Source organism: Alcanivorax sp., assembly GCF_040118815.1.
Taxonomy (GTDB): Bacteria; Pseudomonadota; Gammaproteobacteria; order Pseudomonadales; family Alcanivoracaceae; genus Alcanivorax.
The window spans coordinates 545,211-561,498 of sequence record NZ_JBEDTC010000015.1 but is presented as its reverse complement, the minus strand read 5'-3'; the positions used below and the strand labels follow the sequence as shown (position 1 = coordinate 561,498).

Genomic DNA, 16,288 nt, shown 5'->3' with positions numbered 1-16,288 from the left:
TCAGCCTCCGGTTTTCGGCCGAGGAGAAAACGCGCTGCCGCTAATCAGCCCGCGTTCTTCCAATGCCGTATAGAGTAACGCTTCCTGGTAGCCCGCCTCGGCAGGCGCCAGCTTCTCAATAATTTGATCTTCTGCGTCCAGGCGATAGCGATAACCGTAGATCAGATCAACCATGACCTTACCGTCATCGTCCAACAGGCTTGCATTGGAGGGCGCATTACCTTTTCGAGTCTGCGAGTAAAGAAGCAGAGGGCGTTGATTAGCTCCATGCATCAGCGACCGTCCAAAAATCCTGGCCTCACAGGGAACCCCCAGCAGATCCAGTACCGTCGGCATAACGTCAAAGTGCGTGGACCTTGCAATCTCCCCCGCCGGCAAGTCCGGATGGCTCATCACCAGCGGGGTACGTACCTGCCCGTTGACACTCGAACTAGAGTGGGACACATAGCCAAATTCGCCAAAACTCTGGCCATGATCCCCGGTATAGATAATCAGGGTATTACTTAAATCACGACGCTTTCCCAAGGCGACGAGAAAGTCAGACAACACACTATCCGCTTCTTCAGCAGCATTGCGAAAATTGATTTCCCGCCCTTCGCCCTGGTGGCGACAGAAGCGTTCCTTGTTGACTACCTGGTAGGGCGAATGAGTCTGCTCATTTTTTAGATGCAGGAAGAACGGCCCCTCCTGCCCCAGCGCTTCATTAACGGTATCAACACTATCAAGTAAGGCGTAATCACCCCGCTCAGGATCCAGACCAAGCGAATCGCGGTCAAGGACTGCATCAAACCCGGCCTCATCCAGAATATCGCAAAGATTAAAAAAGCGGGTGCGGGATATCATCATATAAGCCGTGCGGTATCCCTTCTCTTTCAGCAAAGGCAGAAAAGGATAGTCGCCATTCACCGGATAGTTACCCTGATAGATGTGCTGTATCGCTCGATTTGTATTCGGACAGCAGGCGTAATGCATCCTTGAAACCAGCGCTTTCTTTGCAAACTGGCTCATGAATTCAAGGTTAGCCCCGTCAGCATTGAACGGCTGAATATAATCCCGTGCTAGGGACTCCATGGTGACAAGAATCACATTCGCATTCCGACACAGCCCGAAGCTTTCACTGGGCTGTGGAGCCTCCTGGGGCAGCGTCACGTGACGCTGGACATCGCCCTCTTTCAGGTGGACCCCGGAATTCGGACTTAACCGTGCACCACGAATAAAATCTCTCGCGGGAGACCGAACGGTAAAAAACGGGGCATCTGAAAACTGCGCCAGCAACTTCAGTACCGCCACCCCAAGCAGCAATATCATTGCCATCACCAAATGCCACCAGGGCCAGTCCACGCCGACTGTCGCTAGATAATCGAACAAAACGGCAACCCCTGCCAGTAGCCCCAGCCAGACAGGCGCCCCAATCAGCCGAAAACGGCTCTTGGTAATTCCCATGAGGAATAGGACCAGAACTGCCGCAAGCGCCACATCCCTGACACGACCACTGCCAGCCATCTGGGCATACAGCACCACCATAAAGGCAACGATGGCCAGTGGTGTCGCCAAAAACCAGGAACGCTTGACTATGGCCTCGATAATCTCCCGGGAATCTCCGGAAAAGCTTTCGGCCCCCTGAAGGAAGATCTTCACGTTACTAAAATTCACCTCGAAACCGAACAGGTGGATCAGCACCACATCCAGCCACATGATGAACAAGGACACCCCTGCCAGCGCGATCAAAAAGCCATACAGGAACGGCCATGGCTGAGCCAATGCCACTACAACAGCAGAAAGGCACAACACCCAGACATCATCCAGCCGGGGGCGAGCATCTACATAGTTGCGCAACGCATAGATCTTGCGCTGCATATAAATTATTGCCAGCGCCCCCCAGAAAAGCAGCGTCAGCGATATGCCGAGGTGCGGCCATTGGTACATCACAATTGCGACCCATATTTGTTGCGATGACGTTTGGCCAGCTTGTCATAAGCGGGCCCAAGATCGCGGCACACCTGGGTGACCGTCCGACCGCGCTGGCGAGCATAACTTTTCAGCATGGCTTCAACCACATACTCGCTGATCTTCAGCTCACGAGCATTAATCAAGAAGCGAGCCAAGTCACGACCAAAGCGCTTATTGCGGAACCAGAACGGTTTTTTTACTCCGTCCAGATCAATCAGCACCAGTTGCGAGTCCGTACGCCGCACCATCCAGTTAGCCCACTTGGTGTCACCATGGGCATAACCAGCCTGATGCAAACGCACCAGAACATCCCCAACCTCTGTAAAGACTTTCTCTGCGCCACCAATCTCATCTAGGCCGCGACTGACCGCCACGGATTTGAGGTCTTCCGCATCAAGCGCTTCACAGACAAAGAAGGAAGAAGAACAATCCCGGCGCCGCTCAGCCAGATAGGCCAGCGGCCGTGGAACACGCACCCCTATCCGCGACAAGGTCAGGGAAAGATAAAAAATTCGTTTTGCCCTAAACACACCAAACAACGCAATCACACGCCTGAGCAAGCCGGTGGCCATGTAGTGTTTGACAAAAATCGCGCTCGCCGCTGACTGCAGCAGGCGGGCCTCAACTTTCCCACCTCGCTTCAGCACCCGGTGATCGCCATCAAACCATTGCTGCACAGGCATTCCGTTTAGCAAAGGCGCAACCGACTCGACATCCTGGTACAGTAGCTGAAAGCTATCGCCTTCATGGACATTCACATCCACCGCGGAGCCTCCCTGCTCTTGTCTTTCCGGTACAGTTTCTCGGCCCGCTCACGCACAGCAAGCCATAAATGTCGATCCTCACTCAGGGTCTCGCGCCAGTGTTTTCCGCTGTATATCGCCATGGCCCGCAACAGATCACGGCTGGTCAGACCGATATCCATGGCAGAGTAAAACAAACCACTGACATCTTTCACCAACCAGCGCCGGGGCACGGCACTGCGGATCTGGGCACGATGGAGATCGATAAGGTACAAGGGAGCGTCACCATCCCCGGCTTCCCATCGAGCGCGATCCATCAAAAAATGACACAGGTAAAAGTCACGATGATTGATGCCCGATCTATGCATACCCCGGGCAACCCTGACCACATTCGCAAGCAGACTTCGTTTGAAGACCGAGCCGGGTGGCTCTTTCTCCCACACCAATCCGACATCTTCCAAACTCAGGGTATTGGATAGATCATCGGTAATTAGAAAGGAGTGAATACTGGCCGGGTTGGTGCCTTGCTCACCATAAGCCGCGATAGTCATGGTGTGCAGGCCGGCCTTGGTAACCGCCTCAATGGCCCGGACTTCTGCCAGCGCGCTGACAATGGGGAAACGTAACTGACCAAGATTCTTCAGTACTTCCCCCCAGCCTACACCCCGGTGATGCTTGAGGAAGTAGCTTTTTTCACCCAGCACGAAACGTAAGGTGCGCCGGCCTTCCCGGGCCCGAAACACCTTCCCCTGCAGCGCCTCGACGCACGCAAAGGGGTCCTGACCATGCCAGGCGGCTGCAAATTCGTCTCTGAGAAAAAGTTCGCTCATGAGTTAACCAACGCCTCGACTTCAGACAGAACCTGCTGATGCATGCCAAACAGATCCACACGATTTGCGTATTCTAATGCAGAGCGCCGATAAACCGACCGGTCCCCCGCAAGCATCTCCGCCAAAGCCTGATCCAGCGTCGCCTGCTGAAAAGGGGATGCCACGACCACCCCGGCACCAGACTCACGCACGTAGCTTGCGTAACCGCATGCCGCAGTGGTCAGAATCGGCAAACCGGCCACCAGAGACTCCACCAACACCATACCCGCCGCTTCATGAAAAGCGGGATGAATCAGAAGATCGGCGCCCTGCAGCAGGGCCGGCACATCGTCCCGTGCCCCGGCAAAAACCACCTTCTCCGACAGTTCCAGACGACTGATTTCGGCTTGCAGAGGAGCTCTGTCATCTTCACCGACAACCAGAATCTTCACCGCGCTCAGCGAGGGAGGAAGATGTGACATGGCCAACAATGCCCGTTCTAATCCCTTGCGCCGGAAATCTGAGCCAAGAAACAACAGTAAAAACTCATTATCTTCAACAGAAAATTCCTTGCGCACCACCGCTCTTAACGCATCCGCATTATCACCGGGGCGACGATCATTGCGCACCCCCGGAGGCAGCACCCGATAACGCGCCTGATCCAGGCCATATTCGCCCAGATAATCATCCCGCTGGCTGTCATTGAGAAAGAGAATCCGGGTATGGCTAGCGCCCGAAAACAGCTGTTGTTCAAGTTTGAGGTACGTTCGGTAGCGGGGAAGCAAACGCACTAAGGCATTTTTCTCCTTTACTCGCATGGCGAAACAGTCATCTGCAGCAAAATACAGATCGCCCCCCGGCAAACGATTGAACACCACAAGTACTCTGGCAGAAACCTGCTGCTTGAATTGCAGTGCTCTTTTACCAAACTCCACCATGGCAGCGTGATTGGTGCGCGGAGCCACTTTCTCGATTGTCACATCAAGCCAATCCGGTCGGTCACCATCCCACTCCGTAGTCAGCACTTTCACCTGATGCCCGGCCTGCTGGCACAGCTCCGCCACACGCAGAAAATCCCGCTGCAGCCCGCCATAGGGAAAGTAGCGGAACAACGCAAAAGCCACTGTATTTCCTTGCTGCGTCATATGCTTAACTCCCGTAACCGCTGCCAGACGAAATGAGGCTTTAAAGTACTGAAACAGGGCGGTTCCACCCCCTTACCCAGCTCTCCCCGATAGGTGCACTTCTCCTGCACGCAAGGGGCACAAGGAAAGTCAGCCGCTAGAGACTTCGCACGCGGCCCAAGCACCCCGGTCAACACAGGATCCGTCGGCCCATAGAGGGCAATTCCCGGCAGCCCAGCAGCAGCAGCCAAATGGGCAAGTCCGGTATCCACCGCCACAAAGGCATCCCAGGACAGAAGCTTATCGGTCAACACGTCGAGGCCCATCTTCGGCAACACCGAAGCCTGATCAAAATCTGCTGCCAGCCGTTCAGCACGGGCCTTTTCTTCATCATTGCCCCAGGGCAGATAGACACGGTGGCCGTCGGTGCTGGCCAACTCGAGGAGCTCACGCCAGAACGCTTCCGGATAATGTTTGGTGGGCCAGGTGGTGCCATGACAGAACACCAATTCTGCCGGCCCACTCAAGGACGCTGGCACATGCTCACGGGGCAACCCATAGTCTGGCGCAGTATCGGGAAGGGCGTAACCCAGCGCCAGGGAAAACAATTGGCGAACACGCTTAATGGCGTGCTGACCACGTGCCACGGGCAGCGGATGATCCAACACTCTGGCCGACAGCGCCTCTCGCGCAGAAGACTTATCCAGACCGAATTTGGGGCCACGGGAAAGGCGCGTAATGAACGCGCTTTTCAGCAAGCCCTGGGCATCAATAACCGCATCATAGGAACTTAATTGAACGGCGGACTTGAAAGCAGTCCACTCCCCTGAGCGGCGCGCCTTGATAGGATGTTTGCGCCAGCGGCGCAGGGAGCAAGGGATCACGGTGTTCACTGCAGGGTGACGGCGGGCCAAGTCTGCAAAACTGTCTTCCACCACCCAGTCCACTTGCAGATCCGGAATGACAGCCCGCGCATCCGTGAGCGCCGGCAGGGTGTGGATCACATCCCCCATGGAAGAGGTCTTTATTAGCAGCACGCGCATGTCAGGACCTGCAAATTCGGTTCAGGCATCCGCTGTTTCCAGTTGCTGCAACGCCTCAATAACCTGCGAAGGCGGCAACTGGCGCAGACAGTTCAGGTGGCCCAGCGGGCATTCACGCTCGAAGCAGGGGCTACACTCCAGCCCCAATCGTACCACTGCGACTCGATCACCCAAGGGCGGAGTAAAGCCGGGAGAGGTGGAGCCGTAGACAGCCACCAATGGCCGTTTCAGTGCGGCTGCAATATGCATCAGGCCGGAATCATTACTCACCACCGCCATGGTCGCTGACAGCAGATCCACAGCTTGCTCCAAAGACGTGTTCCCCGCCAGCACCACCGCATGCTCATCCGCACCGTTCTGCAGTGTATCAATGATGCTGGCCGCCACCGGCTGGTCCTTGCCGGAACCAAAGATCCACACCTGTCCGCCACGCTCGATCCAGTGCTGGGCTACCGCCGCATAATGATGTTCGGGCCAGCGTTTCGCCGGGCCGAATTCCGCCCCGGGACACAGCCCCAGCACCGGGCGGTCCAGATTCAGATTATGCGCGGCCATGGCCGCATTGCGGGAATCGTCACTGACCTGCAAATGCGGCGCAGTGATCTCCTCAAGCCCCGGAACCGGCGCGTCTTCCGGCAACGCCAGCGCCACAAAACGCTGCACCATCAGGGGCAAGCGTTCCTTGTCCAGCTTGCGCACATCGTTGAGCAGCCCATAGCGCATTTCGCCACGCCAGCCGGTGCGCACCGGGATCTTTGCCGAACACGGCACCAGTGCAGACTTGAGCGAGTTAGGCAGCACATAACTTTGCTGATAATGGCCGCGCAGAGATTTCCCCAGTGCGTGCCGCTCCCACAGACGCAAGTCGCCATGATCAAACGGTAGCGCCAGCGCCTCGCGCACTTCCGGCATGCGCGACAACAACGGCCGACACCAGGCCGGCGCCAGCACATCAATAGCACAATCGGGGTATTGGCGGCGCAGTTCAGAGAACAGCGTCTGCGCCATCACCATGTCGCCGACCCAAGATGGGCCGACGACAAGGATGGCGGAGGGCGAGTCGATAGCGGTTGCCGGCATACGCCTGCTTCAGCTCACGTAAGTGAGCCAGTCTCCGTAGTCGTCATCCAGTTTGCCGCGCACCAGGTCGAAATACACTGCCTGTAGCTGCTCTGTCACCGGGCCACGCTTGCCGGCACCGATAATGCGGCCATCCAGCTCACGAATCGGCATGACTTCAGCGGCGGTGCCGGTGAAGAAAGCTTCGTCAGCAATGTAAAGCTCGTCACGGGTAATGCGCTTCTCGCGCACCGGGTAGCCGCGTTCCTCGGCCAGCTGAATGATGGTTTTACGGGTAATCCCGTCCAGGCAAGAAGTCAGCTCCGGGGTGTAGATGATACCGTCGCGAACCAGGAACACATTCTCACCGGAGCCTTCCGCCACATAACCTTCGTTATCCAACAGCAAGGCTTCATCTGCGCCGCCGGACAGCGCCTCGTTCAGCGCCAGCATGGAGTTCATGTAGTTGCCGTTGGCTTTCGCCTTGCACATGGTGATATTCACATGGTGACGCGTATAGCTTGAGGTGCGCACCTTGATGCCCAGCTCCAGCGCCTCCGGTGACATATAGGACGGCCATTCCCAGGCCGCCACCATCACGTGCACTTTCAGATTGTGGGCACGCAGACCCATGCCTTCACTACCGTAGAACGCCATCGGGCGCAGGTAGGCGTGGGGCAACTTGTTCTCGCGAATCGCCGACAAATGCGCCTCGTTGATCTGCTCCTTGGTAAAGGGCAGCTTCATATTGAGGATATGCGCACTATTGAAAAGTCGGTCGGTGTGATCCTGCAGGCGGAAAATGGCCGGACCTTTTGCCGTTTCATAGGCGCGCACACCTTCGAAAACACCCATGCCGTAGTGCAGCGTGTGCGTGAGCACATGCACCTTGGCGTCCTGCCAGGGAACCAGCTCGCCATCCAACCAGATAAAACCGTCTCTTACAGCCATCGACATGGCAGTGATACTCCCAGAACTAAGGACCCTTGAGCGAACGCCCTACAGGTCGAACCAATGCTTCCAGATCGCTCGCACGCCTTCACGCAAATCGCGGAATTGAGTGTCGTCGACAATGGATTTCTCTTTGCGCAACGAGGCGCGATGAGCCGCGGACCGGTAAGCCAGGTAGGCTTCCCGCAGCAGGCCGGCATCCTGTGCCGACATAATGTCCAATGCAGCCAGTGTTTCCAGCAAGCGCACATTATCGGTGAAGCGGGTGAGTTCACCGTGGGAGGAGGCCCATCTCAGAACCCCGTATTGCACCATAAATTCGATATCAACGATACCTCCCGGATCCTGCTTGAGGTGAAAAGTGTCCGGGCTTTTGTCGGCCAGGTGATCCACCATCTTGGTGCGCATGGCCAGCACCTCCTCACGGAGTTTGTCCTGCGGGCGCGAATCGCACAGCACTTGATGGCGAATATCGTTAAAGCGAGTACGGGCCCGACTGCAACCGGCCACTACCCGGGCGCGCACCAGCGCCTGATGCTCCCAAGTCCAGGCATCGTTGCGCTGGTACTTTTCAAACGCATCCATGGAACTCACCAACAGGCCAGCACTGCCGGACGGGCGCAGGCGCGTATCCACCTCATAGAGCTGGCCGCTCATGGTGCGCGTGCCGATGATATGCACGATGCGCTGCCCCAGGCGGGCATAAAACTGTTCGTTGGAAACGGATTTTTCCCCGTCGGTCATACCGCCACTGGCCGCATCGTGTAGAAACACCAGATCCAGATCGGAGTTGTGCCCCAACTCAATACCACCCAGCTTGCCATAGCCCACCACCACAAAATCCGGGCTGCAGGGTTGGCCGTCGTCCCGCGACGGACGCCCATGACGCTCCACCATGGGCTCCCAGGCCAGCATTACCACCTGATTGAGAACGCTCTCGGCGAGCCAGGTCAGGTAATCGCTCACCTTCATCAATGGCAGCACTTCGGTGACTTCCGACGCCGCCACCCGCAGCAGATGTGCCTGCTTGAAGTTACGCAGCACTTCCATCTGCTGTTCCAGGTCGTCTTCCGCTACCCGCAATAACTGCTGACGCAGTTCGTCATCCAGCTCTGCCCGTTCCGGCGGCGAGTAAAGTGTTCGCACGTCAAGAAGCTCATCGAGCAATACCGGGTGGCGGGTGAGCCGCTCGGCAATCCAGGGGCTGGCACCGGACAGTTTCACCAGCTGAGTCAGTGCACTGGGGTTTTCCACCAGCAGCGCAATGTAGGCACTGCGGCGCAGCACCGCTTCCACAAAGGCAATCAACCGCATGGCGGTGGTTTCGCCATGCCCCTGGTACCCCAGGGCTTCAAGCATCAGCGGCATCAACCGATCCAGCCGTTCACGGCTGATGGTTTGCATGTTTTCTACCGACCGACTATTGCGGAACACATCCAGCTTGGCATAAACGGTATCGGCGTCCTGCACACCGATAGCGCTGAGCTGGGCCACGGCAGCATCGTCGTCCAGCTCGCCCAGCCACAGATCGAGCAACTCCTGGTCGGCGCCCTGGGCCGCATCGGTTTCCTGCTCCGGGTCGGCAATCACCTGGCTGAAATGGTGGCGAACACTTTCCCGGTAACGGCGCAGCTTGCGCTCAAAGGCGGCCCGGGCAGAAAAGCCCATGGCAAAGGTGAGCCGCTGCCAGCCCAATTCGTCATCCGGCAGGCGCTGCGTCTGTTTATCCGCCACCGCCTGCAGGCGATGCTCCACATCCCGCAGGAACAGGTAGGCTTCGGTCAGCTCGTCAGCCACATCCTCAGGCAGCAGCTCCAGCTCGACTAGTTGCGGCAAGACCTTGATCAGGTTCGGCTCACGCAAGGCGGGCAACTGGCCGCCACGGATCAACTGAAACGCCTGAACAATAAACTCGACCTCCCGAATACCGCCGGCACCCAGCTTCACATCCGCCTGCATGCCCTTGCGGTTCACTTCCCGCTCAATCAGGGATTTCATTTCCCGCAGGGACTGGAAAGCGCCGTAATCAATGTAGCGGCGGTACACAAAGGGGTTCAGACGCTTAATCAGACGGCCACCGGCCTGAAGATCGCCAGCCATGGGGCGCATCTTGATCAGCGCGTAGCGCTCCCATTCGCGGCCCTGGGTTTCGTAGTAGCCCTCCATGGCATCGAAACCGATAGCCAGCACACCACTTTTGCCCCAAGGGCGCAGACGCATATCCACGCGGAAGACAAAACCGTCAGCGGTAGTTTGGTCCAGGGCCTTGATCAGCTGCTGCCCCAAGCGCACAAAGAACTGATGGTGAGTCAACGCACGGCGTTCGCCTTCAATTTCACCCTCGTGTTCATAGGCAAAAATCAGGTCGATATCGGAAGACAGGTTCAGCTCGTGGGCACCCAACTTGCCCATGGCCAGAATCACCAGCCTGACGGGGTTGCCGTCCGGATCCAGCGGCGTACCGCTACGCTCACAGGCCCAGCCGTAGAGCACGTCTAGCGCCTCATCAATAAGGGTATCGGCCAGCAACGATAGGTCCGCCACGGCGCTGTGATAATCGCCAATGCGAGCCAGGTCTCGCCAGATAATGCGCACCATATGGCGATGGCGCAGGCGGCGCAGAACACGCTTGAGGTCATCCTCGCTGTCGCACTGCGCCAACAAGGTACGAATTTCCTCTTTCAAGGAGGGGGCCGCCAGAGCACGGCTCAGGTCACTGGCCAGCAGCCACTCCCCCAGCCCCGGATCGCGCTGAAACTGGGCCGCCGCATAGTCTGACCCCGCCCATACACGGGGCAGGTCAGCCAAGAGGCCGTCGGGGATACGGTGGCCAGATTCGACAAAGTGCTGCCAGTGCTGGCTAACCAGCACCGAGAGTTCATCCGGCAGGGAGTGATATTGGGGTTCATTCATGGGCGGCTATTGTCGTACGGCGGGAGGAAAGCTACAAGCATAACGCCTGACGCCTGACGCCTGACGCCTGACAAGGATTCCGTTTGCGGGCTGAAGCGTCCAGCCACTGGCTTCAGGCGGCCGGCGTTCACTCAGCCCAACAAAATGTCCTGCGACGGCGTCACCCGCATCACCTCTTCGATGGTGGTCTGCCCCTTGGCCACCTTCATGGCACCGCTAATCCGCAAGGGCTTCATGCCCCCCTTCAGAGCCGCACGGGTCAGAGTTTCCAGATCCGCGCCACGGGTGATGTGGTTCTTCAGCGCGGTGCGCAGCGGCATGGTTTCATACACCCCCATGCGGCCCCGGTACCCCGTACCCCGGCATTCCAGGCAGCCCACCGGCTGATACAGCGTCTCCGGCATTTTCATCTTGAAAGGGCGCACCAGCTCATCCCAAGCCTGCGGGTCCGTTTCGCCGGCAGCCTTGCAGTTCGGGCACAGGGTCCGCACCAACCGCTGAGCCATCACGCCCAGTACCGTGGCACTGATCATATAAGGGGCCACGCCCAGATCAATCAAACGGGTTACCGACGACGGGGCGTCATTGGTATGCAGGGTCGACAACACTAAGTGGCCAGTGAGCGCGGCTTGAATGGCCATGTCAGCCGTCTGCAGGTCGCGGATCTCACCAATCATGATGATGTCAGGATCCTGGCGCAGCATGGCCTTCACCCCTTGGGCAAAGTTCACGTCGATATTGGCCTGAATCTGCATTTGATTAAAGCTGGACTCCACCATTTCGATGGGATCTTCAATGGTGCAGACATTCACTTCGCTGGTGGCCAACTGCTTGAGCGTGGAATACAGCGTGGTGGTTTTCCCCGAACCGGTGGGGCCGGTCACAAAGATGATGCCATGGGCATGGCCAGTCATCTGATGCCAGATGCTGTGATCCTCTTTGGTAAAACCCAGCTGCTCAAAGCTGCGCACCAGCACGTCCGGATCGAACACCCGCATCACCATCTTTTCCCCAAACGCGGTGGGCAACGTGGAAATACGCAGCTCGATCTCAGCACCGTCCGGTGACTTGGTCTTCAAACGGCCATCTTGGGGTTTACGCTTTTCTGCCACATTCAAGCGGCTGAGAATCTTCAGGCGGCTGGTCACCGCCGCCATGATCGCGGCCGGCAATTCGTACACATCGTGCAGCACACCATCAATACGAAAGCGCATCTTGCCGGTTTCCCGGCGCGGCTCCAGGTGGATATCACTGGCCCGCTGGGAAAACGCGTACTGCAGAATCCAGTCAACGATATTGACGATATGCTGGTCGTCCGCGTCGTGGTGGCCCTTGCCCACCTCCAGCAGCTGCTCGAAGTTAGTAATCCCCGACATTTCCTGGCCGGTATTGCCGGCGGCGCCAGCGATGGAGCGGCTCAAGTTATAGAACTCGATCCGGTAGCGGCGCATTTGCTCCGGATTAACCAGCACCACTTCCAGCTCGCGATCGCGAAGCACCTGCCGCAAATGGGGCTGCCAATCACGCACGAAGGGCTGGTCACAAGCCACCACCACCTTGTCGCGATGCACCTCCACCGCCACGATGCCGTGTCGCTCGGCAAAAGCGTAGCTCATTACATTGGTGACCTGATCCACGTGCACCTTGAGCGGATCGATGTTGTACACCGGCAAACCACACTTGGCCGACAGCCACTGGGTCAGAAAATCCACATCCAGCAGCTGATGGGTATCGGTCCGGTCCGTGAGGCGATATTTGGCCAGCACCTGAATGGCGTGCCAGTTCAGCTCCTTCTTTTCCCGGGGCGTGGTAGAGATGACGTTGAAGTCTTCCTGGCTGACACGGCCCTCATCCAGCAGCTCACGCATCAACCAGCGCACATCGATCAACAGCCCGTCCAGCTTGGCGGGATCAGCGGGGGCGCTAACGCTCACTTTCGTCACTCTCTCTACTCTCCCTCTTTATGTGCTTCGCGCAGTGCCCGCATCGCAACGGGACAACTACGCCTACGGGCCCGGTGAAACCGGGGCCGCCTCATTATTATGGCGTAGACCGAGACGGCCCATCAGCCGCTTTACTGTAACCCTAACATTGAAACCCTGACAGCCCCGCCCGCTTTCTCTATACTCGCCACCCAATTCATGACGGAACTGTGACATTGTCGTCACCGTCCCGCCGCCGCTACCCGCCAGCAGCGAATAGCGGCATGATGGGAAGCTGTTTCCAACCCTAAACTTGGACCCGAGGCGCCTATGTCCTTTGGAAGCTCCATTGCCGGCCTGTTCGGCCGCTCGCCAATCAAACCCCTGCAACAACATTACGACACCGTTCACGACTGTGCCCGCACGCTCGCGGACTTCTTCGCCGCCGTGACTGAGAGCGACTGGGACAAGGCCCGCGCCGCCCGCAAGCGCATCGCGGATTTGGAAAATCAGGCCGACGAACTGAAGAAAGAGTTCCGCCTGAATCTGCCAAAAAGCCTGTTCCTGCCCATGCCCCGCACCGACCTGCTCGACTTGATCAGCGTGCAGGACAAGGTCGCCAACAAGGCCAAGGATATTTCCGGGCTGATGCTGGGTCGGCAGATGACCATTCCTGCGGTACTGGCCGAGGTAATGTGCGCCTACGTACAAGGCGCCATCGACACCTCTGCCCAGGCCCAGAAAGCCATCAACGAGCTGGATGAACTGGTGGAAACCGGCTTCAGCGGCCGTGAAGTCCAGATCGTAGAAGAGCTCATCGAAGAACTCGATCGACTGGAGCGCAACAACGACGAGCAGCAGATCACCATTCGTTCCACCCTGTTCAAGCTGGAAAGCGAACTCCCTCCGGTGGATGTTATTTTTCTCTACAAAATCATCGAATGGGTAGGCGATCTCGCTGATCGTGCCCAGAAAGTGGGCGGCCGCCTGCAGATGTTGGTCGCACGCTAGGAGAGTTCTTATGGAGTGGATGTTAGAGCATAGCTACCTGATGCTGCTGCTGGCCGGGGCTTTCGGCTTTCTGATGGCTTGGGGGGTGGGTGCCAACGATGTGGCCAATGCCATGGGTACCTCGGTGGGCTCCGGCGCGTTAACCGTTAAACAAGCCGTCATCATCGCCATCATCTTTGAATTTTGCGGGGCCTATCTGGCCGGTGGCGAAGTGACCGCCACGGTCCGCAAGGGAATCGTGGATGCTGGCGTCTTTTCCGAATTCCCCCACTATCTGGTCTACGGCATGATGTCCGCGCTACTGGCCGCCGGCATCTGGCTGATTGTGGCCTCCTGGTTTGGCTGGCCGGTATCCACCACCCACTCCATCGTCGGCGCCATTGTCGGCTTTGCCGCCGTAGGCGTAGGCGTGGATGCCGTACACTGGGACAAGGTAGGCAACATTGTTGCTAGCTGGGTCACCTCTCCACTATTGGCCGGTTTCATCTCCTTCGCGTTAATCAAAAGCGTGCAAAAACTGGTACTGAGCCAAGACGACCCCTTTGAACGCGCCAAACGAGTCGTGCCGTTCTATATGTTCCTGGTGGGCTTCGCGATTAGCGCCGTCACCATGCTGAAAGGCCTCAAACATATCGGCATGGAAATCAGCTATGCCGCCAGTCTTGGCTGGTCTGTCATTGGTGGCCTGATCGTCGCCCTGATCGGCGGCGCCTTTCTCAGCCGCATTCAACCGGACCCGGAAGCCGATAAGGATTTCCGCTTTCACTCCGTGGAGCGCATCTTTGCAGTGCTGATGATTTTCACCGCCTGCGCCATGGCGTTCGCCCACGGCTCCAATGATGTAGCCAACGCCGTGGGGCCGCTGGCCGCCATCAACAGCGTGATCGTCAACGAAGGCATGATCGGCGGGGAAGCCGCCATGCCAGGCTGGATTCTGCTGGTCGGCGCCATGGGCATCGTCTTCGGGCTAGCCATTCTCGGCGCCCGAGTCATGGCCACGGTGGGCAAAAACATCACCGAGCTTACCCCCAGCCGGGGCTTCGCCGCCGAGCTCGGGGCTGCCGGCACGGTGATTCTGGCCTCCGGCACCGGCCTGCCCATCTCCACCACTCACACCCTGGTCGGGGCGGTACTGGGGGTAGGCATGGCCCGGGGCATTGGCTCTCTCAATTTGCGAGTGGTCAGCACCATCTTCACCTCCTGGGTCGTTACTCTGCCCGCCGGCGCTCTGCTCTCAATCCTGTTCTTCTATTTCTTCAAAGGATTGTTTGGGGCTTAAAGAGACGCTGCACGCTTCACGCAGCAGGCAACACGCTAACGCCGCCCTTCGGGGCGGCGTTTTTGTTTCGCCTCATGCGTACGGCATCTGGCATCCGGCGCGATCTGCTGGCTATACTGGCCTGTCAGTCACTTAGAGCCGAGACGCCCGTGTCCACTAGCACAACCCCGAACACCGACAGCCAGGTTCACTGGTTCCGCAATTCGTCCCCGTACATCAATGCGCACCGGGGCCGAACCTTTGTGGTCATGCTGTCCGGGGAACTGCTGGACGGGCCGCGCCTGCCCACCCTGATTCACGACCTGGCACTGCTGAATAGCCTGGGCATCAAACTGGTGCTCGTGCATGGCGCCAGGCCACAAATATCGGCCCGGCTGGCAGAATCCGATATTGAATCCACCTTCAAGCAGCACATGCGTATCACTGACAGCGCCGCGCTGGACAGCGTCATGGCCGCGGTGGGCGCCTTACGCCTGAAGCTGGAAGGGCTGTTCTCCATGGGACTGGCCAACTCGCCCATGCATAACGCCAGCATCCGGCTGATAAGCGGCAACTTCGTGGTCGCCAAACCGGTAGGCGTGCGTGGCGGCTTCGATTACCAACACACCGGCGAAGTGCGGCGCATCGACGTGGACGCCATTCGCCAGCAACTAGGCAACGGCAACGTGGTGCTCCTCTCGCCGGTTGGCGGCTCGCCCACCGGCGAACTGTTCAACGTGAACGCGGAAGAAGTGGCCTCCACTGCCGCCATCGCCCTAGGCGCCGACAAGCTCATCATCATGGGCGAGCACCTGCGCCTGGCCGATACACAAGGCAACCTGGTGCGCGAACTCAGCCCCCAGCAAGCCGGTAAACTGCTGGCCGGCGATCAGTACGAAGATAACGGCGTGGACCGGCAACTCACCGCCGCCTGCCACGCCGCCAGCAATGGCGTGGCCCGGGCCCACCTGCTCGACGCCCAGGTGGACGGCGCCCTGATCAAGGAGCTGTTCACCCGCGACGGCTGCGGCACCCTGGTGACGAGGGAAACCTACGAAACCCTCCGTGGCGCGCGCATTGAAGATGTGGGCGGCATTCTCGAATTGATCGAGCCATTGGAAGAAGATGGCACCCTGGTGCGCCGGTCAAGAGAGCTACTGGAAAACGAAATCCAGCGCTTCGCCATCATCGAACGCGACGGCATGGTCATCGCCTGCGCCGCCCTCTATCCCTTCCCGGAAGACAAGACCGGCGAACTGGCCTGCGTGGCCGTTCACTCCAGCTACCGCAAAGGTGAAAGGGGCGCGCAGGTTCTCGCCTACCTGGAACGGCGGGCACGGGAACAGGGTCTGCTCAGCTTGTTCGTGCTCACCACGCTCACCGCGCACTGGTTTCAGCAGCAGGGGTTTGAAGCGGCGGGTATCGACGCACTGCCCGGCGCCCGGCAGTCGCTGTATAACTGGCAACGGAATTCCAAGGTGTTCGTGAAGGTGCTTTAGTAGCAA

Annotated in this window: 12 protein-coding genes; 3 read left to right on the top strand and 9 right to left on the bottom strand. The window is 58.3% G+C overall.

Annotated elements, in window-relative coordinates; genetic code table 11:
* The 9 genes from ABNH18_RS11910 to tfpB all read right to left on the bottom strand — a co-directional run bounded on the left by ABNH18_RS11910 (position 1) and on the right by tfpB (position 12,535).
* Positions 1-1,926, bottom strand: coding sequence for a sulfatase-like hydrolase/transferase (locus ABNH18_RS11910; RefSeq protein ID WP_349383264.1), 1,926 nt, complete (start codon positions 1,924-1,926; stop codon positions 1-3).
* Positions 1,926-2,714 carry a lipopolysaccharide kinase InaA family protein gene (locus tag ABNH18_RS11905; protein ID WP_155132116.1) on the bottom strand — a complete coding sequence of 263 codons (789 nt, stop codon included), beginning with the start codon at positions 2,712-2,714 and terminating at the stop codon, positions 1,926-1,928. The genes ABNH18_RS11910 and ABNH18_RS11905 overlap by 1 nt, the downstream gene beginning before the upstream one ends.
* Positions 2,705-3,523: a lipopolysaccharide core heptose(I) kinase RfaP gene (rfaP, locus tag ABNH18_RS11900; RefSeq protein ID WP_349383019.1), complete on the bottom strand. Its 819-nt coding sequence runs from the start codon at positions 3,521-3,523 to the stop codon at positions 2,705-2,707. The genes ABNH18_RS11905 and rfaP overlap by 10 nt, the downstream gene beginning before the upstream one ends.
* Positions 3,520-4,647 carry a glycosyltransferase family 4 protein gene (locus ABNH18_RS11895; protein ID WP_155132112.1) on the bottom strand — a complete coding sequence of 376 codons (1,128 nt, stop codon included), beginning with the start codon at positions 4,645-4,647 and terminating at the stop codon, positions 3,520-3,522. The genes rfaP and ABNH18_RS11895 overlap by 4 nt, the downstream gene beginning before the upstream one ends.
* Complete coding sequence (gene waaC / locus ABNH18_RS11890; protein WP_349383018.1) at positions 4,644-5,669, bottom strand: lipopolysaccharide heptosyltransferase I; 1,026 nt, start codon at positions 5,667-5,669, stop codon at positions 4,644-4,646. Before waaC ends, ABNH18_RS11895 begins: the two co-directional genes overlap by 4 nt.
* Before the next feature lie 21 nt (positions 5,670-5,690).
* Positions 5,691-6,749 carry a lipopolysaccharide heptosyltransferase II gene (gene waaF / locus ABNH18_RS11885; protein ID WP_349383017.1) on the bottom strand — a complete coding sequence of 353 codons (1,059 nt, stop codon included), beginning with the start codon at positions 6,747-6,749 and terminating at the stop codon, positions 5,691-5,693.
* 9 nt (positions 6,750-6,758) lie between these two features.
* Positions 6,759-7,685: a branched-chain amino acid transaminase gene (locus ABNH18_RS11880; protein ID WP_349383016.1), complete on the bottom strand. Its 927-nt coding sequence runs from the start codon at positions 7,683-7,685 to the stop codon at positions 6,759-6,761.
* A 42-nt stretch (positions 7,686-7,727) separates the two neighbouring features.
* Positions 7,728-10,592, bottom strand: a complete 2,865-nt coding sequence (gene glnE, locus ABNH18_RS11875) for a bifunctional [glutamate--ammonia ligase]-adenylyl-L-tyrosine phosphorylase/[glutamate--ammonia-ligase] adenylyltransferase (protein WP_349383015.1) — start codon at positions 10,590-10,592, stop codon at positions 7,728-7,730.
* Positions 10,593-10,723: 131 nt separating this feature from the next.
* Entirely contained in the window at positions 10,724-12,535 is a 1,812-nt protein-coding gene (gene tfpB / locus ABNH18_RS11870) for a type IV pilus assembly ATPase TfpB (protein ID WP_349383014.1), read from the bottom strand.
* A gap of 309 nt (positions 12,536-12,844) precedes the next feature.
* Here tfpB and ABNH18_RS11865 point away from each other — a divergent pair, with 309 nt between their 5' ends.
* The 3 genes from ABNH18_RS11865 to argA all read left to right on the top strand — a co-directional run bounded on the left by ABNH18_RS11865 (position 12,845) and on the right by argA (position 16,282).
* Positions 12,845-13,525, top strand: a complete 681-nt coding sequence (locus tag ABNH18_RS11865) for a TIGR00153 family protein (protein ID WP_349383013.1) — start codon at positions 12,845-12,847, stop codon at positions 13,523-13,525.
* 10 nt (positions 13,526-13,535) lie between these two features.
* Positions 13,536-14,804 (top strand): inorganic phosphate transporter, encoded by a 1,269-nt coding sequence (locus tag ABNH18_RS11860; protein ID WP_349383012.1) that lies wholly within the window; start codon positions 13,536-13,538, stop codon positions 14,802-14,804.
* A 149-nt stretch (positions 14,805-14,953) separates the two neighbouring features.
* The gene (gene argA / locus ABNH18_RS11855) at positions 14,954-16,282 is read left to right on the top strand and encodes an amino-acid N-acetyltransferase (RefSeq protein WP_349383011.1); all 1,329 of its coding nucleotides are present in this window, start codon (positions 14,954-14,956) and stop codon (positions 16,280-16,282) included.
* Positions 16,283-16,288: the final 6 nt, after the last annotated feature.

Bases quoted from the DNA above. Each gene is read 5' to 3' on its own strand.
- ABNH18_RS11865 (WP_349383013.1), top strand. From the start codon at position 12,845: ATGTCCTTTGGAAGCTCCATTGCCGGCCTGTTCGGCCGCTCGCCAATC.
- ABNH18_RS11910 (WP_349383264.1), bottom strand. From the start codon at position 1,926: ATGTACCAATGGCCGCACCTCGGCATATCGCTGACGCTGCTTTTCTGG.
- ABNH18_RS11860 (WP_349383012.1), top strand. From the start codon at position 13,536: ATGGAGTGGATGTTAGAGCATAGCTACCTGATGCTGCTGCTGGCCGGG.
- glnE (WP_349383015.1), bottom strand. From the start codon at position 10,592: ATGAATGAACCCCAATATCACTCCCTGCCGGATGAACTCTCGGTGCTG.
- waaC (WP_349383018.1), bottom strand. From the start codon at position 5,669: ATGCGCGTGCTGCTAATAAAGACCTCTTCCATGGGGGATGTGATCCAC.
- ABNH18_RS11880 (WP_349383016.1), bottom strand. From the start codon at position 7,685: ATGTCGATGGCTGTAAGAGACGGTTTTATCTGGTTGGATGGCGAGCTG.
- waaF (WP_349383017.1), bottom strand. From the start codon at position 6,749: ATGCCGGCAACCGCTATCGACTCGCCCTCCGCCATCCTTGTCGTCGGC.
- rfaP (WP_349383019.1), bottom strand. From the start codon at position 3,523: ATGAGCGAACTTTTTCTCAGAGACGAATTTGCAGCCGCCTGGCATGGT.
- ABNH18_RS11895 (WP_155132112.1), bottom strand. From the start codon at position 4,647: ATGACGCAGCAAGGAAATACAGTGGCTTTTGCGTTGTTCCGCTACTTT.